We start from the raw sequence: 22,520 nt of genomic DNA, 5'->3' as shown, positions 1-22,520 counted from the left end.
TTTCCGTGAAGGAGAAAGCAATGCAGCCCACCCTGATTACCGATATTGAATGCCGGATCACCCGCCCTGACCGCCATAATCTGGTGGTGGTAAAGATCACCACAGATAAAGGGATCACCGGGTTGGGCTGCGCGACCTTTCAGCAGCGGCCGCTGGCGGTAAAAGTCATGGTCGACGAATACCTCCGGCCTTTGCTGGTCGGGCGGGATGCGAACCACATCGAAGATCTCTGGCAGATGATGATGGTCAACGCCTACTGGCGGAACGGCCCGGTGATCAACAATGCGATCGCCGGTATTGATATGGCGTTATGGGACATCAAAGGCAAACTGGCGGACATGCCGCTTTATCAGCTGTTTGGCGGGAAATCAAAGGATGCGATCGCTGCTTACAGCCACGCCGCCGGTGACACGCTGGAGGCGCTCTGCCTGGAGGTGGACCGGCTGCTGGCGCAGGGCTATCGCCATATCCGCTGCCAGCTGGGGTTTTATGGCGGCCACGCGCCGGATTTACATGCCACCCGTGCGCCGACGCCGGGGGCCTATTACGATCAGGAGCGTTATATGGAAACCACGCTCGCCATGTTCCAGGCGCTGCGTGAGAAATATGGCCACCAGTTCCATATCTTGCATGATGTGCACGAACGGCTGTTCCCACAGCAGGCGGTGCAGTTTGCCAGGCAACTTGAGCGCTACCAGCCCTATTTCATTGAGGACATCCTGCCGCCGGAGCAGAACGAGTGGCTGGCGCAACTCCGCCAGCAGACGGCAGTGCCGCTGGCGACCGGGGAGCTGTTCAATAACCCGTCCGAGTGGAAAGAGCTGGTGATTAACCGGCGCATCGATTTCCTGCGCTGCCATGTGTCGCAGATTGGCGGCATTACCCCGGCACTGAAGCTGGGCCATTTCTGCCAGAGTTTCGGCGTGCGGCTGGCATGGCATTGCCCGCCGGACATGACGCCAATCGGCGCAGCCGTGAACACCCACCTCAACATTCACCTGCACAACGCGGCAATCCAGGAGTTTGTGGCCTATCCGGACGCTACCCTGCGGGTCTTTCCGGGCGCGGTGGCCCCGGAAGCGGGCTACCTCTACCCCCTGGAGCAGCCGGGCATCGGCGTCGGGTTTGACGAGGCGGTCGCCGGTGCATTCCCGGTGGTCTACCGGCCGCATGAGTGGACGCAAAGCCGCCTGCCGAACGGGGCAATGCATACGCCCTGAGCGTCAGGTCTGGCGGAATGCCAGATTATCGCGGTTAAACGGGATCACATAAGAACAGGCGTAGTCGATATCAATGATGTCGCTGAAAATCGCCACCCGCCCATCGGGCAGAATGCCGCGGTTAAGGATGTGCATGGCCGCGATGCCTTTCTTGCAGGCTAACAGTTCCGCCTGGGCCTTGCTGACGGTGGTGGCGCGGTAGTGGGTCAGGGAATGGGAAAGGGCGCACCCTTTGCTGAGCAGGTATTGCTGGATTGAGTGCTCAATGGTGTCCGGCGTCAGGTCAGCAAACCCGGCAGCGGGCATCCGGGCGTATTCAAGCTGCACATTGGCCGCATCCACTTTGCGCAGCCGGGTAAACGCCCAGATAAAATCGTCGTCCGTCAGGCCGAAAATCTGCCGCTCCTCGCTGTCCGGGCGGCGTTTATGCAGTTCCAGCAGGCGGTAACTGATCTGGTTGAATTTCTTTTCGGTAATCGAGTTATAAATCAGCGGGTTGTTGCCGACGCCGGGATTAATGAAGATGCCGGCGCCCTGCACAATGCGTACCGCCCCGATGGCCACCAGTTTCTCCAGCGCTTTGCGCAGGGTAAAGCGTGAAACGCCATACTCCTCAGCGAGCCGGCGCTCCGGCGGCAGTTTTTCCAGCGGGCTGTCGCGGTGCTGGTAGATTTTGCTGAGTAGATCCTGCGCGATGAACTCTCTTTTTTTCATGGTCGGTTAGCCGTCACCCCTCGGTGGCACCACTATAGCGCCGAACGGCGATAAAAAATGCCGCCTGGTGAGGCGGCATCTCAGTTACTTCTGTTTGTTTTTACCGAAGACCTTCATCAGTACGCCGATGATCAGGCCGATGGCGATCCCCGTCATAATCCAGCCGACAAATCCCATCTTTTCCTCCTGTTCCTGCTGTCACTTGCGCGGAGTATAAGGGATCCGGCCGGGATGCGCTTCAGGAGGCCACGCCCTTTTTCCAGGCAGGCGCACCGGCCGGGGCGTGCAGTTTCTTCTCCGGCTGCAACAGCGTCATGCAGAACATGCTGCAAAATGACACCGCCGCCGTGGCGAAAAACATCGCGTTATAGCCGTGGTGCTGCGCCAGCCAGCCGCTCAGGGTCGGGGCGAGAATAGACGCCAGGTTGGCGATGGCCAGCGTCATGCCGCTGTAAGCCCCCACCGACGGCGTGGGCGAGACATCAATCACCACCGACCAGTACACGTTATTGACCAGCGCATTCAGGGCGTTACCCAACGTCATCAACGCGATGATGGCTGCCGGGGAGTGCATAAACGGGATCAGCACAAAGCAGCCGGCAGTCAGCAGCAGGGTCACGGCGGCGAACAGGTTGCGCGCCAGCCGCAGGTTCCGGGTGCGTTTCAGCAGCGTGTCAGCAATTTTCCCGCCCAGCAGCACCGTGAAACAGGCACCGCTCCACGGGATCATCGCCAAATACCAGAGTGAGTGCAGGTCATAGTTAAAGGTGTCCTGAAGATATTTCGGGCTCCAGGTGACCAGCACAAAGGTGACATATAAAAAGGAGAAGTAACCCAGCGCATTGAGCACCAGCGTGCGGCTGCTGAAGAAACGCCACCACGGCAGGCGCGGCTGGGCGCGTTGGGTGGCCTGATCGCCGGTGATGATCGCCAGCTCCGCCGGGTTGACCTTCGGGTGCTGGTGCGGCAAGTCGGTAAACACGCGGGCAAACAGCCCGATGGCCAGCAGCGAGAACAGGCCGAGCAGGATGAACATGCTGCGCCAGTCATCGGTCAGCAACAGCAGCCCCACCGCCAGCGGCGCGGTCAGCAACGAGCCGACCTGCGTGCTGAGCAACCCGATGCCGAGCGAAAAGCCGCGCTCTTTTTGCGGTGCCCAGTGGGCAATGGTTTTGTTCATCAGCGCATACGCCGGGCCTTCGGAGAAGCCGAACAGGATGCGCAGTGCGGCAAAGCCCATGATTGCCGAGCCACCAAACAGCGCCATGCCGACTTCCCCGGCCCAGGCGGTGGCAATCTCCAGCAGTGACCAGAGCACCCCGGCCAGCAGCCACACTTTTTTGGTGCCGATGCGGTCGGCCAGGAACCCACCGCACAGCGAACCGAACAGGTAGCCGAAGCCAAAGTAGCCCAGCACCGCGCCCAGTTGCGCTTTGTTGAAGTAGAATTCATTGGCGATGTCGTTGGCCGCAAAGGACAACGCGCCGCGATCGACGTAGTTAATCAGCGCGATGAAAAACACCATCGCAAAAATACGGTAACGGTAACGGCTGTCGTGGACGGTGGGCATAACCTGCTCCTTGTGCGCAATAGGCTCAGGGATAGCTAGCAAAGTTGATGCCACCCGTTTTCGCGGCAAAAAAGGGGCAGGTTGCGCCGTGGCGGTGCGTTGGCCCGGCCATAACGCCGGATCAGTGCGCGTTTTCGGGCAAAAAAGAGGGCAGCGCCGCAACAACCGACACAACGTAATAACAGCCGCGGCCCGCGGGTGCCGCCTCTGCGGGATTGAGGCTGTATATCTGCCGGTCAACGGGTATACTGGCCCATTCCATCTAAATCCACTTGTATCGCTGCGAATCCAACATGCAAAAGTTTGATACCAAGACCTTTCAGGGCCTGATCCTGACCCTTCAGGATTACTGGGCACGCCAGGGCTGCACCATCGTCCAACCTTTGGACATGGAAGTCGGTGCCGGCACCTCCCACCCGATGACCAGTATGCGCGCCCTCGGCCCGGAGCCGATTGCCGCTGCCTATGTTCAGCCTTCCCGCCGCCCGACCGACGGCCGTTACGGCGAGAACCCGAACCGCCTCCAGCACTACTACCAGTTCCAGGTGATCATCAAGCCATCGCCGGACAACATTCAGGAGCTGTACCTCGGCTCACTGAAAGAACTGGGGCTGGACCCGCTGGTACATGACATCCGCTTCGTGGAAGACAACTGGGAAAACCCGACGCTGGGTGCCTGGGGCCTCGGCTGGGAAGTGTGGCTCAACGGCATGGAAGTGACGCAGTTCACCTACTTCCAGCAGGTGGGCGGCCTGGAGTGCAAGCCGGTCACCGGCGAGATCACCTACGGCCTGGAGCGCCTGGCGATGTACATCCAGGGCGTGGACAGCGTCTATGATCTGGTCTGGTGTGACGGCCCGCTGGGCAAAACCACCTACGGCGATATCTTCCACCAGAACGAAGTGGAGCAGTCCACCTATAACTTCGAACACGCTGACGTCGATTTCCTGTTCACCTGTTTCGAACAGTATGAGAAAGAGGCCCAGAAGCTGCTGGCGCTGGAAAAACCGCTGCCGCTGCCGGCCTATGAGCGCATCCTGAAAGCGGCCCACTGCTTCAACCTGCTGGATGCCCGCAAGGCGATCTCCGTGACTGAGCGCCAGCGCTATATTCTGCGCATCCGCACCCTGACCAAATCCGTGGCCGAAGCCTATTACGCCTCGCGCGAGGCGCTGGGCTTCCCGATGTGCAAAAAGAACGAGAAGTGAGAGACAGCCATGACTGACAAGACTTTCCTGGTGGAAATCGGCACGGAAGAGCTGCCGCCGAAGGCGCTGCGCTCACTGGCTGAATCCTTTGCCGCCAACGTCACGGCGGAACTTGACGCAGCCGGCCTGCAACACGGCGATGTGCAGTGGTTCGCCGCGCCGCGCCGCCTGGCGCTGAAAGTACCGGCGCTGAGCGCTGCCCAGGCTGACCGCGAAATCGAAAAACGCGGCCCGGCAATTGCCCAGGCGTTCGACGCCGACGGCAACCCGACCAAAGCGGCCGAAGGCTGGGCGCGCGGCTGCGGGATCACCGTGGATCAGGCGGATCGCCTGAGCACTGACAAAGGCGAGTGGCTGGTTCACCGCGCCCACGTGAAAGGCGAAAGCGCGCAGAGCCTGCTGCCGGGCATGGTCGCCACCGCCCTCAGCAAATTGCCGATCCCGAAACTGATGCGCTGGGGTGATTCCGACGTGCAGTTCGTGCGCCCGGTGCACACCGTGACGCTGCTGCTGGGTGATGAGCTGATCCCGGCCACCATCCTGGGCATCCCTTCCGATCGCGTGATCCGCGGCCACCGCTTTATGGGCGAGCCGGAATTCCGTATCGACCACGCTGACCAGTACCCGGCGATCCTGCTGGAGCGCGGCAAGGTGCTGGCCGATTACGAACAGCGCAAAGCCAAAATCAAAGCCGACGCCGAAGAGGCTGCCCGCCAGATTGGCGGCCGGGCTGACCTGAGCGACAGCCTGCTGGAAGAGGTCACCTCGCTGGTGGAGTGGCCGGTGGTGCTGACGGCGAAATTCGAAGAGAAATTCCTGGCGGTACCGGCGGAAGCGCTGGTCTACACCATGAAAGGTGACCAGAAATATTTCCCGGTGTATGACGCCGCAGGCAAACTGCTGCCGAACTTCATTTTCGTTGCCAACATTGAATCGAAAGATCCGCAGCAGATTATCTCCGGTAACGAAAAAGTGGTGCGCCCGCGTCTGGCGGATGCCGAATTCTTCTTCAATACCGACCGCAAACAGCGGCTGGAAGATAACCTGCCGCGCCTGGAAACGGTGCTGTTCCAGAAACAGCTCGGCACCCTGCGCGACAAAACCGACCGCATTCAGGCGCTGGCGGGCTGGATCGCCGGCCAGATTGGCGCGGATGTTGAGCACGCGCGCCGTGCCGGCCTGCTCTCCAAATGTGACCTGATGACCAACATGGTGTTTGAGTTCACCGACACCCAGGGCGTGATGGGGATGCACTACGCGCGCCACGACGGCGAAGCGGAAGATGTGGCCGTGGCACTGAACGAACAGTACCAGCCGCGCTTTGCCGGCGATGCCCTGCCGGCCTCGCCGGTGGCCTGCGCGCTGGCGATTGCCGACAAAATGGATACCCTGGCGGGCATCTTCGGCATCGGCCAGCACCCGAAAGGGGCCTCTGACCCGTTCGCCCTGCGCCGCGCTGCGCTCGGCGTGCTGCGCATCATCGTAGAGAAGAACCTGGACCTCGATCTGCAAACCCTGACGGAAGAAGCGGTGCGCCTGTACGGCGACAAGCTGACCAACGCCAAGGTGGTGGATGACGTGGTGGAATTCATGCTGGGCCGCTTCCGCGCCTGGTACCAGGAAGAGGGCCACGCGGTCGACACCATCCAGGCCGTGCTGGCGCGCCGCCCGACCCGCCCGGCAGATTTCGATGCCCGGATGAAAGCGGTGTCGCATTTCCGTGGCCTGGAAGCCGCCGCCGCGCTGGCTGCCGCCAACAAACGCGTCTCCAACATTCTGGCGAAATCCACCGAAACGCTGAACGACAGCGTGCAGGCGTCGCTGCTGAAAGAGAACGAAGAGATCCAGCTGGCTACCTTCGTGATGGCGCTCAGCAGCAAGCTGCAACCGTACTACGCGGAAGGCCGTTATCAGGAAGCGCTGGGTGAACTGGCCCAACTGCGTGAAGCGGTCGATAACTTCTTCGAAAAAGTCATGGTGAATGCAGACGACCAGGCCGTGCGTATCAACCGCCTGACCCTGCTGAGCAAATTGCGTGACCTGTTCCTGCAGGTCGCGGACATTTCGCTGTTGCAGTAACACGCGCCTTATCAGGCAGATAAACGCCGGGCTAACTGGCCAGGCAGAAAAAAACCCGCTCCGGCGGGTTTTTTATTGGGCGGCCCTTTCAGCGAAGCGGGCAGGTGCGTCAGGCTGCCGGATTAGCTTTCCAGCAATTGACGGCTGAGATACGGGTTGGCATTCAGCAAACGCATCAGTTTCTGTGCGGTGGAAGAGGGGCGGCAACTGTTGGCTTCCCACTTTTTCACCTGCGCCACACTGACACCCATGCATTTGGCGAACTCATCGATTTGCATCCCTGCGCGTTCACGCAGCTTTTTCGGTTCCGGCAATTGGTCATTGCCTTGATTTGCCATCAAATTCCCGGCAGGTAATGCCCCATATTCAAAACTATCCAGTAATTCATTGAACAATTCACGATCCATAGTGGCTCCCGAAACTAGCTGTTACGACGACATTCAACAACCGTCATTCCTTTTTGCTTAAAACTATAAGCACTAAGACTATAAGCCAGAATTCGCCGGGGAGGGGGAAATTTTGTGCATATTTTGCTGTTATTTTGTCCCTGAATTGTCACTTTTCCGAACACATGCCGGGAAAACCCGGCGAATTTACCGCTGGATCGCGCTCGCAACCCTGCACAGGATGAGTACCTTCTCAACGGCAGATGATCTATTCTTAGGGCACAAAACATGCCCGCACAGTGGGCGGAAATCATGGACATCGAAGGGGAGTTGGGCACATGGCAGCAGGGATTAACAGCAGAACCGTTGCGCGCTGGATGGCGCCGTTACTGGCACTTATGGTGGTATTGCAGCTCACCGCCTGTGGCGACAAAGAGGGCGACGAGCGCAAGGCGTTCATCGACTACCTGCAAAACACCGTGATGCGCAGCGGGCAGAACCTGCCGACGCTGAGCGAAGACCAGAAACAAAAACTCGGCAACTATGCCAATGATTATCAGGTGCTGGTGACCTTCTCCCGCCAGATGAAACAGGGCATCAACAACAGCCTGGGGCCGGTGGTGAACACCCTCGGGCAGATCCGCGTGCCGCAGGATTATATGCAGCAGCATGATACCCTGGCGCAGGAGCTGGGCGCGCTGAACATGCTCGGCCAGCAGATCCAGACGGCCAAAGCGCAGGCCGACACTGCGCACGCGGCGATGAAACACCCGGACGATCTGAAAGGCATCTACAACCAGGCGTATGACAACATCGTGACCCGCCCGGCCAACGGCATTATGCCGGTGATCCCGGCGCTGGCAGGGTTCGCGCAATCCGTGGTGCAGGTGGGGGATTACCTGATCCAGCAGGGGAACCAGGTCACTTTCAGCAATAACCAGGTACAGCTTCAGACCCAGCAGCAGGTGACGCAGTACAACACCATGATGTCAGAGCTGACAACGAAACAATCGGCGCTGCTGGCGGCGCAAAAAGCGATGCTCGGCCAGTTCTGATCGCCTGCCGTACCCAAGCCACCTGCGGGTGGCTTTTTTACATCCTGCCTCTCAGTGAGGCGTGCGTGAGAAAATGTGGTCGTTTTTGACGACCGGCAAAGCAGCGGATACCGTAGGCTGCGAACTTCACCAGACAACGTGATGTCGCCGGAAAAGTGCCTGCCGGAAAACACCACGCCGCCGGGAAACGTGATAACCAGAAGGAAATGCTATGAAATACCCTGTAATGACGCTGGCCAGTGTGCTGATGCTGGCACCGGCTTTGTCCCACGCGGCGGACGCCCCCGCCTTTACGCCTGCCCAGCAGGAAGCGATCGGCAAAATTGCCGCTGACTATCTGGTGCAGCACCCGGAAGTGCTGGTGCAGGCCAGCCAGAAACTGGAAGCGCAACAGCAGGAGCAGCAGCAACAGGCGTCACTAAATGCGGTGCTGCAAAACAGCGAGGCGTTGCTGAATGACGCTGACACCCCGGCCATCGGCCCGAAAAATGCCAAAGTGGCGCTGGTGGAGTTCTTCGATTACCAGTGCGTTTATTGCAGCCACATGGCCCCGCTGGTGGAACAGACAGTGAAAGCCAACCCGCAGGTGCGGTTTGTGTTTAAAGAGTGGCCGATCTTTGGCCAGCGCTGGGAGCCGTCCATCACTGCGGCGGAAACCGGCATGGCGGTCTACAAAGAGAAGGGCGCAGACGCCTACTTCGCTTACCACAATGCGATTTACCATACCGGCCATGATGAGGGCAAACTGACGCAGGCTGACATCACGGCTGCCGTCAAAGCGGCGGGTGCTACCCAGCCGGATGAAGCCACCCGTAACAAGACCCACGCCGCGCTGGCGAAAACCGACGATCTGGCGCGGGTGCTGGGCTTCAGCGGCACCCCGGCGTTTGTGGTGATGCCGACCCAGGGCGCAACGGCGCAAAACAGCACCGTGTTGCCGGGCGCAGTGTCAGCGGAAGCGCTGCAAACCGCCATTAACAAAGCGCAGGGTAAATAACCCCGGCGGCCTGCCCTGTGCACAGGGCAGGCCCGCGTCCTCGTTCCCCCCGGTTTTCCCCTCTTTTCGCCCGCTGCCGCTGCGATAACGCATTCATCTGCCTGCCATCACATTCTTTCAGAATTCATCACATTGTTGGCTGGATTGGCTACAGTTGGGTGTAGGACAAATCTTAAGCAGTTCGTTGGCGTCTCAGTGATAAATAATTTGTGAGAAAAATCACAATTTCGAGAAAAATCGGCATTTAACAAATGTGATACATATCACGGTTTATTCTGTCAGTAACCGGTTTACCGGGCTATCTTGCGGTTCTTTAAGGCAATTTTGTGATGAGCGTCACGCTATGTACCGGGTTAACCGGGGCTATAGTGTGAGGTAGATCACAAAAAGGCGGGGCGCTACGCGTGCAAAAAAGAGCGTGGTAGAGTCCGCCCTGCATACGGCAAAAGCGACGGGTTCGCCGTCCCGTCTCAACGACTTCACGCGCTCTTATTGGCAGCGCGTATCAATAGGGGTGTGTTTTATGTTTTCACCAGACGTTAAGGTCAAAGTCCAGAATTTTGGCCGCTTTCTGAGCAACATGGTGATGCCCAACATCGGCGCATTTATCGCCTGGGGGATTATCACCGCACTGTTTATCCCAACCGGCTGGTTGCCGAACGAAACCTTAGGCAAGCTGGTCGGCCCGATGATCACCTACCTGTTGCCGCTGCTGATAGGCTACACCGGCGGTAAACTGGTGGGCGGTGAGCGCGGCGGCGTGGTGGGCGCGATTACCACAATGGGCGTGATCGTCGGCGCAGACATGCCGATGTTCCTCGGCGCGATGATTGCCGGCCCGCTCGGCGGCTGGGCGATCAAACGCTTCGACCGCTGGGTAGACGGCAAAATCAAAAGCGGCTTCGAGATGCTGGTCAACAACTTCTCGGCCGGCATCATCGGGATGCTGCTGGCGATCCTGGCGTTCCTCGCCATCGGCCCGCTGGTGGAAACCCTCTCCAAGGTGCTGGCGGCCGGTGTGCACGTCATGGTGGTCAATAACCTGCTGCCGCTGACCTCCATCTTTGTCGAACCGGCGAAAATCCTGTTCCTCAATAACGCCATTAACCACGGGATCTTCTCGCCGCTGGGCATCCAGCAGGCTACGGAAGCCGGGAAATCGATCTTCTTCCTGATCGAAGCCAACCCCGGCCCAGGCATGGGCGTGCTGGTGGCCTACATGTTCTTTGGCCGCGGCAATGCCAAGCAGTCTGCGGGCGGTGCGGCGATTATCCACTTCCTCGGCGGCATCCATGAGATCTACTTCCCGTATGTGCTGATGAACCCGCGCCTGCTGCTGGCGGTGATCCTCGGCGGGATGAGCGGCGTCTTCACGCTGACCCTGCTGAACGGCGGCCTGGTCTCCCCGGCCTCTCCGGGTTCCATCCTGGCGATTCTGGCGATGACGCCGAAAGGCGCGTATTTCGCTAACCTGTGCGCCGTCGTTGTGGCCTTTGCTGTCTCCTTTATCGCGTCTGCCATCCTGCTGAAAAGCACCAAAGCGAAAGAAGAAGACGACCTGGAAGAAGCCACCCGCCGGATGCATGACATGAAAGCCCAGTCCAAAGGCGGCCAGCCTGCGGCGGCCACGGCAATGGCGAATGACGGTGACATGAGCACCGTGCGTAAAATCATTGTGGCCTGTGACGCCGGTATGGGCTCCAGCGCCATGGGTGCCGGTGTGCTGCGCAAAAAAGTGCAGGATGCGGGGCTGAAAAATGTGTCAGTGACCAACAGCGCCATCAACAACCTGCCGGATGACGTCGACCTGGTGATCACCCACCGTGACCTCACCGAACGCGCGATGCGCCATGCGCCGCAGGCCCAGCATATTTCGCTGACCAACTTCCTGGACAGCAAGCTCTACAGCGACCTGACCAACCGCCTGGTGGCGGCCAATAACAGCAGCCTGCACCAGCAAAAAGTGATCACCACGCTGGATGACAGCTTTGACGCCACCGAGCAGAACCTGTTCCGCCTGACGGCGGCCAACGTATTCCTCGGCCAGCAGGCCAGCGACAAAGAACAGGCGATCCGCTTCGCCGGTGAGCAACTGGTGAAAGGCGGCTACGTGCAGCCGGAATATGTCGAGGCCATGCTGGCGCGTGAAAAGCTCACCTCTACTTACCTGGGTGAGTCGATCGCGGTGCCGCACGGCACCATTGAGGCGAAAGACCGGGTGCTGAAAACCGGCGTGGTGTTCTGCCAGTACCCGCAGGGCGTGCGCTTCGGCGACGAAGAGGATGAGGTGGCGAAACTGGTGATCGGCATCGCTGCCCGCAACAATGAGCACATCCATGTGATCACCAGCCTGACCAACGCGCTGGATGATGACACCGTGATCGCACGGCTCTCCACCACCCGTGACGTGCAGGAAGTGCTTAACCTGCTGACCGGAAAACAGGTCGCCTGACCCTGAACAGACCGGGCCGTAATGGCCCGGTTGCTATTTATAGGGCAGTGCGGTTATAGGGCAGTGCGGGTTATAGGGCACGGCACGTTATCGCGATAGCGTGCCGCAAGATTCAGGGGAAGGGCGGGCACTGCGCGCTTCCCGCTTTTCAGGTTTGTGACGTGCAGTATCGTCACTCGTTTTAAGGATGACATGATGAAAGCATTACATTTTGGCGCCGGGAATATTGGCCGCGGCTTTATCGGGAAATTGCTGGCAGACGCCGGGATTGAGCTGGTGTTTGCAGACGTGAACCAGACCGTGCTGGACGCGCTCAACAGCCGCGGCAGCTATGATGTGCACGTGGTGGGCGAGCAGGCGCGTGTGGAGCCGGTGAGCAACGTCTCCGCCGTCAACAGCAGCAGCCAGGAGGCGATTGACCTGATCGCATCGGTTGACCTGGTCACCACCGCCGTCGGCCCGAACATTCTGGAACGCATCGCCCCGGCCGTCGCCAAAGGGCTGGTGAAACGCCACCAGCTCGGCAACCAGCAGCCGCTGAACATCATCGCCTGTGAAAATATGGTGCGCGGCACCAGCCAGTTTAAACAGCACGTCTATGACGCCCTGCCGGAAGAAGAGAAAGCCTGGGTGGATGAGCACGTCGGCTTCGCGGATTCCGCCGTCGACCGCATCGTGCCGCCTGCCGCTGCCGGCAGCACCGACCCGCTGGAAGTCACGGTGGAAACCTTCAGCGAATGGATTGTCGACAAAACCCAGTTCGTCGGCCAGCCGCCGCAGATCGCCGGCATGGAACTCACCGACAACCTGATGGCCTTTGTGGAGCGCAAACTGTTCACCCTCAACACCGGCCACGCCATCACCGCGTACCTCGGCAAACAGGCCGGGCACGCCACCATCCGTGATGCCATCCTGGACCCGGCCATCCGCAAGGTGGTGAAGGGCGCGATGGAAGAGAGCGGCGCAGTGCTGATTAAACGCTACGGTTTCGATGCAGAAAAACATGCCGCCTACATCAACAAGATCCTGGGCCGGTTCGAAAACCCCTATCTGCAGGATGATGTGGAACGCGTCGGCCGCCAGCCGCTGCGTAAACTCAGCGCCGGTGACCGCCTGATCAAGCCGCTGCTCGGCACACTGGAGTACAACCTGCCGCACGCCAACCTGATCACCGGTATCGCGGCAGCGCTGCACTACCGCAGCGAAAGTGACCCGCAGGCCGCGGAGCTGGTGGACTTGCTGGCGAACCTCGGGCCGCAGGGCGCGTTGTCCCAGATCTCCGGCCTGCCGGCAGACAGCGCGGCGGTGGCCGAAGCGGTTGAGGCATATAACGCCCACTAACCGCGAAATGTGGTAAAAAGAGCGGCTGGCGGCAGGGTGCCGTCAGCCGCCCGCACTGTTTTTCACAACACGGGGGCGTTGCCTCCGCCCGTATGGAGGCCAGGTATGGCCGGGTTTCCGGACGTTGTGACTCCCCTAACGCAAAATGTCGCCATGATTGAAGCTGCACAGGCCTTTGAAAACCGGGTACTGGAAAAACTGAACGCCGGGAAAAGCGTTCGCGGGTTTATTATCGCCGCCGTTGAGCTGCTCACTGAAGCCGTCAACATTCTGGTATTGCAGGTTTTCCGCAAAGATGATTACGCGGTGAAATACGCCGTCGGGCCACTGCTGAGCGGCTCCGGCCCGCTGGGCGATTTGTCGGTGCGGCTGAAACTGATGTACGGGCTGGGGGTGATCAGCCGTAATGAGTATGAAGATGCTGAACTGCTGATGGCGATGCGCGAGGAGCTGAACCATGACGGCAACGAATACCGCTTTACCGATGATGAAATCCTCGGCCCATTTGGCGAATTGCACTGTGTGCCCGCCCTGCCGCCTGCCCCGGTGCTGACGCCGGGCGTGGTGCCGCTGGATGAGGCGTTGCAGGCGATGCAGCGCCAGCGCTATCAGCAGATGGTGCACTCCACGATGGTGCTGTCGGTCACGGGGCTTATCGCCGGGATCAGCCTGAAAAAGGCATTCTGAAGGCGGATACCGGCCCGCTGGTGCTGTCACCGGGCTGATGAAGCGCCCACTTCCTGCTACACTGTGCGCCAATCCCCCTCTTGATAACGTGCCTGACAGCGGCATAAACGGGCCATGACTATGAAAGAAAAAGAAAAAGCAGAGATCAAACTCCTCAGCGACAAGCTGGATGCCCTGAACCACAAAGACGCGGCCATCCTCGCGCAGGGTAACGGTGAGTTGATCGCCAAGCACGAAGAAGAGAAAGAGAAGCTGGTTAAAGAGATCGCCCGCCTGAAAGAGGTGCAGATCAGCAAACTGAGCAAACAGGCGCAGGAACTCTCCCGCCTGCCGTTCAGCCGTGAAATCTCCAAAAAAGAGCAGGCTGATATGGGCACCCTGAAAAAGAGCGTGCGCGGGCTGATCGTGGTTCACCCGATGACGGCCCTGGGCCGCGAAATGGGCCTGAAAGTCGTGACCGGCTACGCGAAAAAACCGTTCTGAACCTGCCGGGCCGGTGGCTTACCGGCCCGCCTCTCTGTTTCAGCCGCCCTGCGGTTTGCCGTCCATCCGGGCGCTGAAACTCTCAATCTTCCGGCTCTCCAGCCTGACCTGCATCTTCTTGCTCCAGCTCGCGGCCAGCCCGGCTGCCCCTAACAGCCGCCGGTACTGCTCTTCGTCATAAGGCTGGTTAAAGGCGATCGAAATGGCCTCCGCGACGCTGACCTCGCTGTTGCGCGTCAGTAGCTCCAGCGGCTGCCCGTCACTGATGTAACCCGGCGACAGCACGCGGTAGAGCCAGCCACAGCGGCCGCTCTGCTGGATAATGTGTGAAAGCTGCGCCACGCCCAGGTGAATCCCGATCTTGTAGCAGGGGGAGCGCGGCTGCGTTATCTGGATCAGCGCCTCGCCCCAGCGGAAAATATCCCCGATAAAGACGTTCTGCTCAGTGAGGCCGAGCGTCGAGATATTTTCGCCAAAGCCGGGCGGCTGGAAGTGCTCTGCCTGCTGCGGGAACTGCTGGCTCAGGTGAGCGTAATGCTCACGCGGGAAGTGGCACAGGGCGCGATCCGGCCCGCCATGCACATGCGTTTCTGCCTGCTGGTCACCCTCCAGGCCGAGCGGCGTCAGCAAAATCCGGCCTTCTGCGGCCCGTTTGCTGATGGCGCTCGGGCGCATGGTTTCATGCTCAGTGACCGGGCCGATAAACACCTGAGGATAGTGCATAGTCTCTCCTTTGCGTGGCAGGCGACGCCTGCGGATGCTTCCAGCTTATGGCAGCGCATAAAAAATGCCAGCGCAGGCGCCGGCATTCTTGTGGTCAACCGCGGCCGGGGCCGCGTGTGTAACGGGAATTATTTTTTCGCAGCGAAACGTGCAGCCGCTTCATCCCAGTTCACCACGTTCCAGAACGCCTTGATGTAGTCCGGGCGTTTGTTCTGGTATTTCAGATAGTAAGCGTGTTCCCACACATCCAGACCCAGCAGCGGGTAACCGGAAGCGCCGGCAACGGCTTCGCCCATCAGCGGGTTGTCCTGGTTTGCGGTGGAAACCACAGCCAGTTTGCCGTCATCTTTCAGCACCAGCCAGGCCCAGCCGGAACCGAAACGGGTCGCAGCCGCTTTCTCAAAGGTTTCTTTGAAGCTGTCGATGCTGCCGAAATCACGTTCGATGGCGTCTTTCAGCTCACCCTGCAGGGTGGTGCCGATTTTCAGGCCTTTCCAGAACAGGCTGTGGTTGGCGTGGCCGCCGGCGTTGTTACGCAGCACGGTTTTCTTGTCAGCCGGTACCTGGTCCAGTTTGGTGATCAGTTCATCAACCGGCAGGGCAGCCAGTTCCGGCAGGCTTTCCAGCGCGGCATTGGCGTTATTGACGTAAGTCTGGTGATGTTTGGTGTGATGGATCTCCATCGTCTGCTTGTCGAAATGCGGCTCAAGTGCGTCGTATGCGTAAGGCAGGGATGGCAGTGAGTAACTCATATTCTTCATCTCCATTGGTGTTTTGCGGCGCAGGGCAGGTGCAAGCACCGCGTAAGCAGTGGGATCATTATAGTTAATTAAATGATATTGAAAATGATTATCTCAGACCGCCCCGGCGGTGGCGCGGGGCGGTATCCGTGACTTATAGCGCACTGAAATATCGGCAGGAAAATCGATCTAAGCGCGTCAGTACAGCCGTTGCGGATGGGTATAGACAGTGGCGCGCCCCGGTTTGCTGAAGCCGACCAGCGTCAGGTTGCAGCGTTCGGCCACTTCCACCGCAAGCGTAGTGGCCGCGGAGACGGCGAACAGAATCTCCGCGCCGCACATCGCGGCTTTTTGCACCATTTCATAACTGGCACGGCTGGACACCAGCACCGCGCCCGCCTGCCACCCCGGTTTCCCGCTGCGCACGCCCAGCAGTTTGTCGAGCGCCACGTGGCGGCCGACATCCTCACACCCGCCGAGCAATGTGCCCTCCGGGGCGACCCAGGCGGCAGCATGGGTGCAACCGGTCAGCTGGCCGACCGGCTGATATTCCTTAAGCGACGCCAGCGCGCCATCGAGCCGGGCCAGCTCAAACTGCTGGGTAAACGGCAGCGGTGCCAGCGGGCGGAAAAGATCGCCGAGCTGCTCCACCCCACACACCCCGCAGCCGGTGCGGCCCGCCATCGCGCGGCGGCGCTCCTTCAGCCCGGCAAAACGGCGGCTGGACAACTCCACCTGCACTTCAATGCCGTTGCAGGAGGGGAGAATGTCGATGCCGTAAATCTCCTGCGGTGTCTCGATAATGCCTTCAGACAGCGAAAAACCGAGCGCAAACGCCTCCAGGTCTTTGGGCGTTGCCATCATCACCACATGGGAGATGCCGTTATACACCAGTGCCACCGGCACCTCTTCCGCCAGCCAGTCCGCTTCGGCGGTGGCCAGCCGGGTGCGCTGGAAAACCTGACGCTGTTGCGCGCCGTCACGCGGTGCGTCGCCGGCGGTGACTGCGCCGTTACTCTGTTTTGTACGTTCGTTCACGAGCCTGTACCTGATTTTTAACACCCACAGGGTTACTGTGGTACTGTGCCGGAAAGGGCAGAAGTGCCCACCTTAGCGCTGTTGAGACGGGAACAGAACCGATTTGTTCTATTGGCGCTGTCACGACGACGGCCATTCATCAGGAGAGCGATCGCCATGAGCATCCGTATTGTGCCTAACCACGGTGCCCACGCACCCCAAACCAGGATGTCCGCGGCGCATAGCATACCGCCGCTGCTGTTTGCCAACCTCAAAAGTCTCTATGCGCGGCGCGCAGAGCGGCTGCGTCACCTGGCTGAAGAGAGCCCGCTCCAGGATTTGCTGGCCTTTGCCGCGCTGATTGCCGATGCGCAGCAGCACGCCCTGCACGACCACCCGCTGACAATGGATATGGCTGCCCTGCTGGCGCGCACGGCGAAAACCACCCTGCCGCCGCTGGATATCCACACCTTCGTGCGTGACCCGCACTGGCGCACGCTGTTGCAGGCGATCATCGCCGAACTGCGCCCGCAGGTTGATCCGCACCTGCGGGCAGTGCTGGAGAACCTGGAAAAGTGCTCGGAAAACCAGTTGGAAAATTTCGCCGACGCGCTGCTTACCCGTGAATTCACGGACGTAGGCAGCGAAACTGCCCCGCTTATCTGGGCGGCCCTCTCCCTGTACTGGGCGCAGATGGCGGCGCTGATCCCCGGCAAAGCGCAGGTGGAGCACGGCGAGCACCGCCAGTTCTGCCCGACCTGCGGCAGCATCCCGGTGTCCAGCCTGGTGCATCTCGGCTCGGTGAGCGGGATGCGTTACCTGCACTGCAACCTGTGTGAATGCGAGTGGCATGTGATGCAGGCCAAATGCAGCAACTGCGAACATACCCACGGGCTGAATTACTGGTCGCTGGATGATGTCTCCTCGCCGGTGAAGGCCGAAAGCTGTGACGACTGCGGCACCTACCTGAAAATCCTGTTCCAGGAGCATGACCCGAACGTGGAGCCGGTCGCGGATGACCTCGCCACGCTGGTGCTGGATGCCAAAATGGAAGATGAGGGGTTTGCCCGCAGCAGTATTAACCCGTTCCTGTTCCCCGACGGCTGAGCAACGTGGTCGGCGGCTGCTACGCTTAAGGGTGCGCCGGTGTTTCAGAGCATTCTGTGGCGGTGGCGGCCCCGGCGTGGGTTACCCTTGCGGTACGCAACACGTTAACTGATAACAAGAGGAACAAGGATGATGTTAAAAAGCGCAATGAAATTTACCGCCGTGGCACTGTTGGCGGCCGGGCTGATGGCCTGTGATGACAAACCGGATACCACCCCGACGCCGCCGCCGCCCGCCTCCAAACCTACCGTGGCCGCGAACCCGTCATCCGTGGCACCAGAAACCCAGGTGGTGCAGGGCAGCCAGCCGGCCCCGGTCGCCCCAGCCAACGGCGTGGATGTGTCACTGCTGACCGGCAAAATCGGCTTCCACCTGCCGGCCGGCTTCTCCGACCAGACCCAGCAGGCGGGCATCGCCAATACCGAGCAGTCCCATACCCAGCTGTTTATCGACAGCCACAGCCGCCAGCTCGCTGTGACCTCTGAAGTGGTGCCGCCGGCCGGGCAGGTGATTGATACCAGTGACGCGGCGTTTGCCGGGCTGTCAAAAGGGTTGCTGAACGGCCTGAGTAACCAGTATCAGGATATCAAGAAAACCGACGAGAAAACCCTGACCCTGGGCGGCCAGCGTTTCCGCCGTATGGACACAGAACAGCGCGTGAAGGGCCAGCCGGTGCTGGCAACGACCCTGTTCACCGTGCTCGACAAAAAAGTGATCACCCTGCAGGTGGTGACGCCGGTCAACAACGGCGAGGCGCATAACACCCTGATGAAATCCATCACAGACAGCATCAAGGTAAAAAGCTAAGGCCTGCGGTGCCCTTACGCATTCCTGAAGGAGGACGGTAAAGTTGAAACTCATCGGCAGTTATACCAGCCCTTACGTGCGCAAGATTTCAGTCATGTTGCTGGAAAAGGGCATCCCTTTTGATTTTGTGAACGATTCCCCCTGGGCTGACGGCACGCAGGTGCCGCACGTTAACCCGCTGGGCAAAGTGCCGGCGCTGGTCGCGGATGATGGCGAAATCTGGTTCGATTCCCCGGTGATCGCCGCGTATGTCGACACCTTGCCCGGTGGTTCGCCCCTGTTGCCTGCCGACCCGGCGGCGGCGCTGCGCGTGCGGCGGCTGGAAGCGCTGGCTGACGGCGTGACGGACGCCGCCGTGGCGCTGGTGCTGGAAAAACGCCGCGAGGCGGATAAACAGGACGCAGCGTGGGTGGTGCGCCAGCGTGAAGCCCTTAACCGCGGGCTGGATGCGCTGGAGCAGCACGCGGCCGCAAGGCGCTACCTTAACGGTGAAACGCTCAACCTGGCGGACATCGCCGTCGCCTGTGCGCTGGGCTACATCAATTTCCGCCGCGTGGCACCGAACTGGTGTGTTGAGCGGCCAACGCTGATCGCACTGGTGGAGCGGCTGTTCCAGCGGGAAAGTTTCGCCCGTACGACACCCCCTTAACCCCTTTCCCTCTCTTCTCCGGCCGGTGTGTGATGCACCGGCCTTTCTGTCTTAACCCCGCCGCCGGCAAAAATAGTGTGAGATAACTCGAAGAGTTAGGGTGCGCGCCCGGCGTGCGGTGCGCCTGCGTCTACATTTTAAGCAACCCTGTCAACCCGGCCCCGGTTGTTCAGCGCTTGCTGTGTGGGAAAGAGGTGCCGGGCACTACACACTCCCTACTACCCATGCGTGCGGGCGCGCCCCGTCACGCCAAGGAGCACACCATGCCTTATGATCAACCTTCGAGTGCCGTGATCCCCGGTGAATATGGTTTCCCGCTGAAACTTAAAGCGCGTTATGACAACTTCATCGGCGGCGAATGGGTGCCGCCCGCCAATAACCAGTACTTCCCGAACGTTACGCCGGTCACCGGCCAGGTGATGTGCGAAATCGCCAGCTCCGGCACGCAAGACGTGGATCGCGCACTGGATGCCGCGCACCAGGCCAAAGGCGAATGGGGGCGTATGTCGGTGCAGCAGCGCGCCACCATCCTTAACCGTATCGCCGATCGTATGGAGCAGAATATCGAGCTGCTGGCCGCCGCGGAAACCTGGGACAACGGCAAACCGATCCGCGAAACCACCGCCGCTGATGTGCCGCTGGCGATTGACCACTTCCGTTATTTCGCCGCCTGCATCCGTGCGCAGGAAGGGGGCATCAGCGAAATTGATCAAGACACCGTGGCTTACCATTTCCACGAGCCGCTGGGCGTGGTCGGGCAGATTATCCCGTGGAACTTCCCGCTGCTGATGGCCTGCTGGAAAATGGCCCCGGCGCTGGCCGCCGGTAACTGCATTGTGCTGAAACCGGCCAAACTCACGCCGATGTCGATCCTGCTGATGATGGAGCTGATCCAGGATCTGCTGCCGCCGGGCGTGATCAACGTGGTCAACGGCTCCGGCAGTGAAATTGGTGAATATCTGGCGACCTCAAAACGCATCGCCAAAGTGGCCTTTACCGGCTCTACCGAAGTCGGCCAGCAGATCATGAGCTATGCGGCGCAAAACGTGATTCCGGTAACGCTGGAACTGGGCGGCAAATCGCCGAACATCTTCTTTGCCGATGTGATGGACAAAGAAGACGCTTTCTTTGACAAGGCGCTGGAGGGTTTCGCGCTGTTCGCGTTCAATCAGGGCGAAGTCTGTACCTGCCCAAGCCGCGCGCTGGTGCAGGAGTCGATTTACGAGCGCTTTATGGAGCGCGCCATTAAGCGTGTGGAGAGCATCCGCAGCGGCAACCCGCTCGATTCCGCCACCCAGATGGGCGCACAGGTGTCGCAGGGGCAGATGGAAACCATCCTCAACTATATCGAGATTGGCAAAAAAGAGGGCGCGGACGTGCTGACCGGCGGCCGCCGTAAAACCCTGGGCGGCGATCTGGCGCAGGGCTACTACCTGGAGCCGACCATCCTGTTCGGTAAAAACAGTATGCGGGTCTTCCAGGAGGAGATCTTCGGGCCGGTGCTGGCCGTGACGACCTTTAAAGACATGGAGGAGGCGCTGGCGATCGCCAACGACACTGATTACGGGCTGGGGGCGGGCGTCTGGAGCCGCAACGGCAACGTCGCGTACCAGATGGGGCGGCAAATCCAGGCCGGGCGCGTCTGGACGAACTGCTACCATGCTTATCCGGCCCATGCGGCGTTTGGCGGCTACAAGCAGTCGGGCATCGGGCGCGAAACCCATAAAATGATGCTGGAACACTACCAGCAGACCAAATGTTTGCTGGTCAGCTATTCAGAAAAACCGCTCGGCCTGTTCTGACCCTGCCGGTACACAGGCGAAAAAAAACGGCAACGCAGAGCGTTGCCGTTTTCTTGCCGGCGTGATTAATGCAGGCCCATTGCCCGCTGTTCGCGCTTATGCCCACGCATAAACAGCACCACCAGCGTCAGCCAGCACAGGCCGCTTAAGAAGTTGAACAGGTTAAACACCCCGCTGCCGCCCCAGCCATAGGCCACTTTGGCAATCTCAATGCCCAGGGTAAACACCAGCATACTCAGCACGCCCATCGCGGCTGACACCGTGCCTTTGCTCATCTCGCTGGAGAACAGCGTCAGGCGGTAAAGCCCGGCGTTGGCGATACCAATGCCGAAGGCGTAGAAGCTCAGCCCGGCCACCATCCACAGATAGGCATGGGACGCATAGAGCGTGGCCGCAGCCGCCAGCAACAGCCCGGCGACCATCGGCACGGCACCCAGCCAGATCAGCGTTTCCACGGACTTTTTGCCGGTCAGGCGCGCCAGCGTGATATTGCCGATAATCAGCGCGCCAAACACCGGCACCTGCATCAGACCATAGTCCAGCGTGCTCAGCCCTTCACCGCGGATTAACAGTACCGGCGACTGGGCAATCCAGGCCAGCAGCGGCAAACTGGCAAAGCCAATCGCCAGCGCGCCGCACACAAAGCGACCATTGCCCAGCACCACCCGGTAATCACGCCCCAGCCCGCTGATAGACAGCGGCTCGCCCCGGCGGGTGGCGGTTTCCGGCATCGCCCGCCACAGGCCGTAAAAGGCAAAGGCAGAGAGCAGGGCAAACAGCACAAACATGCTCTGCCACGGCAGCCAGGCGATCAGCGCCGCGCCTGCCAGCGGGCCAAGCAGCGGGGCAATCAGCGCCACGTTCGCCATCAGCGCGGTGATTTTGATACACACCGACTCTTCAAACGATTCCTGAATGGTGGCGTACCCCACCGCGCCGATAAAGCACAGCCCGATGCCCTGCAAAAAGCGCACCGCGATGAATTGCTCAATGGTCTGGGTAAACAGGATCGCCAGGCAGCTCAGGGTAAAAAAGGCGACGCCTGAAAGCATCACCGGGCGGCGGCCGCGCCGGTCAGAGAGCGGCCCCAGCAGCCATTGCAGAAACATGCCGCCGGCCAGATAGGCGGTCATGGAGGTCGGCACCCACTCCTCACCAGCATGAAACGCGGCCACCACTGCCAGCATACCGGGCTGGATCATATCGTTGCCGATATAGGTCGCAAATTCGAACAGCACCAGCGAGAGCGGAAACCACAGCGCCCGGCGGCCCAGTCGGGCAACAGGAGGTATTGTGTTTGTCATAAATTAACTTAATGAATGTAAAAAAGAAAAACCGAAAAAGCCGCGAAGGCTATCGTCGGGAAAACGGTAAGGGCGGCTATTTTGCTGCCAATTGGCGGCCTTGGCAATCACACCCGGTAAATATCGCACAATCTGAGTTTAGCGGATTTCAGGTTGTTGAATTGTGCGGCTATATATAA

The 22,520-nt window shown here is 60.0% G+C and carries 20 protein-coding genes; 13 read left to right on the top strand and 7 right to left on the bottom strand.

Features of this window, described 5'->3' with window-relative positions:
- Positions 1 to 20 precede the first annotated feature (20 nt).
- Positions 21 to 1,220, top strand: coding sequence for an enolase C-terminal domain-like protein (locus CYR52_RS01135; RefSeq protein WP_101827800.1), 1,200 nt, complete (start codon positions 21 to 23; stop codon positions 1,218 to 1,220).
- Between the two features lie 3 nt (positions 1,221 to 1,223).
- On the opposite strand, the gene CYR52_RS01130 is transcribed toward CYR52_RS01135, so the two are convergent.
- Positions 1,224 to 1,934, bottom strand: a complete 711-nt coding sequence (locus tag CYR52_RS01130; protein ID WP_072927755.1) for a GntR family transcriptional regulator — start codon at positions 1,932 to 1,934, stop codon at positions 1,224 to 1,226.
- Between the two features lie 238 nt (positions 1,935 to 2,172).
- Entirely contained in the window at positions 2,173 to 3,504 is a 1,332-nt protein-coding gene (locus tag CYR52_RS01125; protein WP_101827799.1) for an MFS transporter, read from the bottom strand.
- Positions 3,505 to 3,797: 293 nt separating this feature from the next.
- Here CYR52_RS01125 and glyQ point away from each other — a divergent pair, with 293 nt between their 5' ends.
- Together glyQ and glyS are read left to right on the top strand one after the other, a co-directional pair.
- Complete coding sequence (glyQ, locus tag CYR52_RS01120; RefSeq protein ID WP_072927751.1) at positions 3,798 to 4,712, top strand: glycine--tRNA ligase subunit alpha; 915 nt, start codon at positions 3,798 to 3,800, stop codon at positions 4,710 to 4,712.
- A gap of 9 nt (positions 4,713 to 4,721) precedes the next feature.
- A complete protein-coding gene (gene glyS, locus CYR52_RS01115; protein WP_101827798.1) occupies positions 4,722 to 6,791 on the top strand; it encodes a glycine--tRNA ligase subunit beta in 2,070 nt (689 codons plus the stop codon).
- Positions 6,792 to 6,913: 122 nt separating this feature from the next.
- Here glyS and CYR52_RS01110 read toward each other — a convergent pair whose 3' ends face one another.
- A complete protein-coding gene (locus tag CYR52_RS01110) occupies positions 6,914 to 7,198 on the bottom strand; it encodes a helix-turn-helix domain-containing protein (RefSeq protein ID WP_072927748.1) in 285 nt (94 codons plus the stop codon).
- A gap of 317 nt (positions 7,199 to 7,515) precedes the next feature.
- Here CYR52_RS01110 and CYR52_RS01105 point away from each other — a divergent pair, with 317 nt between their 5' ends.
- The 6 genes from CYR52_RS01105 (at position 7,516) to CYR52_RS01080 (ending at position 14,192) form a co-directional block, all read left to right on the top strand.
- Positions 7,516 to 8,232, top strand: coding sequence for a DUF3053 domain-containing protein (locus CYR52_RS01105; RefSeq protein ID WP_072927746.1), 717 nt, complete (start codon positions 7,516 to 7,518; stop codon positions 8,230 to 8,232).
- A 211-nt stretch (positions 8,233 to 8,443) separates the two neighbouring features.
- Positions 8,444 to 9,229 (top strand): DsbA family protein, encoded by a 786-nt coding sequence (locus tag CYR52_RS01100; RefSeq protein ID WP_072927744.1) that lies wholly within the window; start codon positions 8,444 to 8,446, stop codon positions 9,227 to 9,229.
- A 523-nt stretch (positions 9,230 to 9,752) separates the two neighbouring features.
- Positions 9,753 to 11,681 (top strand): PTS mannitol transporter subunit IICBA, encoded by a 1,929-nt coding sequence (locus tag CYR52_RS01095; protein ID WP_072927743.1) that lies wholly within the window; start codon positions 9,753 to 9,755, stop codon positions 11,679 to 11,681.
- Positions 11,682 to 11,876: 195 nt separating this feature from the next.
- Positions 11,877 to 13,022 carry a mannitol-1-phosphate 5-dehydrogenase gene (gene mtlD, locus CYR52_RS01090; RefSeq protein ID WP_072927741.1) on the top strand — a complete coding sequence of 382 codons (1,146 nt, stop codon included), beginning with the start codon at positions 11,877 to 11,879 and terminating at the stop codon, positions 13,020 to 13,022.
- Between the two features lie 105 nt (positions 13,023 to 13,127).
- Positions 13,128 to 13,709, top strand: a complete 582-nt coding sequence (mtlR, locus tag CYR52_RS01085) for a mannitol operon repressor MtlR (protein WP_072927740.1) — start codon at positions 13,128 to 13,130, stop codon at positions 13,707 to 13,709.
- Positions 13,710 to 13,829: 120 nt separating this feature from the next.
- On the top strand, positions 13,830 to 14,192 hold the full coding sequence (locus CYR52_RS01080; RefSeq protein WP_072927916.1) for a YibL family ribosome-associated protein: 363 nt from the start codon (positions 13,830 to 13,832) through the stop codon (positions 14,190 to 14,192).
- Between the two features lie 39 nt (positions 14,193 to 14,231).
- Here the strand turns inward: CYR52_RS01080 and yiiM are convergent, their stop codons facing one another.
- From yiiM to fdhD, 3 genes are all read right to left on the bottom strand, one after another.
- Entirely contained in the window at positions 14,232 to 14,915 is a 684-nt protein-coding gene (gene yiiM / locus CYR52_RS01075) for a 6-hydroxyaminopurine reductase (protein WP_072927738.1), read from the bottom strand.
- Between the two features lie 128 nt (positions 14,916 to 15,043).
- Complete coding sequence (gene sodA, locus CYR52_RS01070) at positions 15,044 to 15,667, bottom strand: superoxide dismutase [Mn] (protein ID WP_072927736.1); 624 nt, start codon at positions 15,665 to 15,667, stop codon at positions 15,044 to 15,046.
- 186 nt (positions 15,668 to 15,853) lie between these two features.
- Positions 15,854 to 16,693: a formate dehydrogenase accessory sulfurtransferase FdhD gene (fdhD, locus tag CYR52_RS01065; protein ID WP_072927734.1), complete on the bottom strand. Its 840-nt coding sequence runs from the start codon at positions 16,691 to 16,693 to the stop codon at positions 15,854 to 15,856.
- 156 nt (positions 16,694 to 16,849) lie between these two features.
- Here fdhD and fdhE point away from each other — a divergent pair, with 156 nt between their 5' ends.
- From fdhE to exaC, 4 genes are all read left to right on the top strand, one after another.
- Complete coding sequence (fdhE, locus tag CYR52_RS01060; protein ID WP_101827797.1) at positions 16,850 to 17,779, top strand: formate dehydrogenase accessory protein FdhE; 930 nt, start codon at positions 16,850 to 16,852, stop codon at positions 17,777 to 17,779.
- Between the two features lie 129 nt (positions 17,780 to 17,908).
- Entirely contained in the window at positions 17,909 to 18,586 is a 678-nt protein-coding gene (locus CYR52_RS01055; RefSeq protein ID WP_241506135.1) for a DcrB/PsbP domain-containing protein, read from the top strand.
- A 43-nt stretch (positions 18,587 to 18,629) separates the two neighbouring features.
- A complete protein-coding gene (locus CYR52_RS01050; protein ID WP_072927731.1) occupies positions 18,630 to 19,235 on the top strand; it encodes a glutathione S-transferase in 606 nt (201 codons plus the stop codon).
- Between the two features lie 263 nt (positions 19,236 to 19,498).
- Entirely contained in the window at positions 19,499 to 21,037 is a 1,539-nt protein-coding gene (exaC, locus tag CYR52_RS01045) for an acetaldehyde dehydrogenase ExaC (protein WP_072927730.1), read from the top strand.
- Between the two features lie 65 nt (positions 21,038 to 21,102).
- On the opposite strand, the gene CYR52_RS01040 is transcribed toward exaC, so the two are convergent.
- Positions 21,103 to 22,341: an MFS transporter gene (locus CYR52_RS01040; protein WP_072927728.1), complete on the bottom strand. Its 1,239-nt coding sequence runs from the start codon at positions 22,339 to 22,341 to the stop codon at positions 21,103 to 21,105.
- Positions 22,342 to 22,520: the final 179 nt, after the last annotated feature.

The sequence above is a fragment of the Chimaeribacter arupi genome (assembly GCF_002858805.1).
Taxonomy (GTDB): Bacteria; Pseudomonadota; Gammaproteobacteria; order Enterobacterales; family Enterobacteriaceae; genus Chimaeribacter; species Chimaeribacter arupi.
This window is presented reverse-complemented; position numbering and strand designations above follow the sequence as displayed.

Coding starts and splice junctions, on each gene's coding strand:
- CYR52_RS01095 (WP_072927743.1), top strand. CDS start 9,753: ATGTTTTCACCAGACGTTAAGGTCAAAGTCCAGAATTTTGGCCGCTTT.
- exaC (WP_072927730.1), top strand. CDS start 19,499: ATGCCTTATGATCAACCTTCGAGTGCCGTGATCCCCGGTGAATATGGT.
- sodA (WP_072927736.1), bottom strand. CDS start 15,667: ATGAGTTACTCACTGCCATCCCTGCCTTACGCATACGACGCACTTGAG.
- CYR52_RS01110 (WP_072927748.1), bottom strand. CDS start 7,198: ATGGATCGTGAATTGTTCAATGAATTACTGGATAGTTTTGAATATGGG.
- CYR52_RS01125 (WP_101827799.1), bottom strand. CDS start 3,504: ATGCCCACCGTCCACGACAGCCGTTACCGTTACCGTATTTTTGCGATG.
- CYR52_RS01105 (WP_072927746.1), top strand. CDS start 7,516: ATGGCAGCAGGGATTAACAGCAGAACCGTTGCGCGCTGGATGGCGCCG.
- glyS (WP_101827798.1), top strand. CDS start 4,722: ATGACTGACAAGACTTTCCTGGTGGAAATCGGCACGGAAGAGCTGCCG.
- yiiM (WP_072927738.1), bottom strand. CDS start 14,915: ATGCACTATCCTCAGGTGTTTATCGGCCCGGTCACTGAGCATGAAACC.
- mtlR (WP_072927740.1), top strand. CDS start 13,128: ATGGCCGGGTTTCCGGACGTTGTGACTCCCCTAACGCAAAATGTCGCC.
- glyQ (WP_072927751.1), top strand. CDS start 3,798: ATGCAAAAGTTTGATACCAAGACCTTTCAGGGCCTGATCCTGACCCTT.
- mtlD (WP_072927741.1), top strand. CDS start 11,877: ATGAAAGCATTACATTTTGGCGCCGGGAATATTGGCCGCGGCTTTATC.
- CYR52_RS01055 (WP_241506135.1), top strand. CDS start 17,909: ATGATGTTAAAAAGCGCAATGAAATTTACCGCCGTGGCACTGTTGGCG.
- CYR52_RS01100 (WP_072927744.1), top strand. CDS start 8,444: ATGAAATACCCTGTAATGACGCTGGCCAGTGTGCTGATGCTGGCACCG.
- CYR52_RS01080 (WP_072927916.1), top strand. CDS start 13,830: ATGAAAGAAAAAGAAAAAGCAGAGATCAAACTCCTCAGCGACAAGCTG.
- CYR52_RS01040 (WP_072927728.1), bottom strand. CDS start 22,341: ATGACAAACACAATACCTCCTGTTGCCCGACTGGGCCGCCGGGCGCTG.
- CYR52_RS01130 (WP_072927755.1), bottom strand. CDS start 1,934: ATGAAAAAAAGAGAGTTCATCGCGCAGGATCTACTCAGCAAAATCTAC.
- CYR52_RS01135 (WP_101827800.1), top strand. CDS start 21: ATGCAGCCCACCCTGATTACCGATATTGAATGCCGGATCACCCGCCCT.
- fdhE (WP_101827797.1), top strand. CDS start 16,850: ATGAGCATCCGTATTGTGCCTAACCACGGTGCCCACGCACCCCAAACC.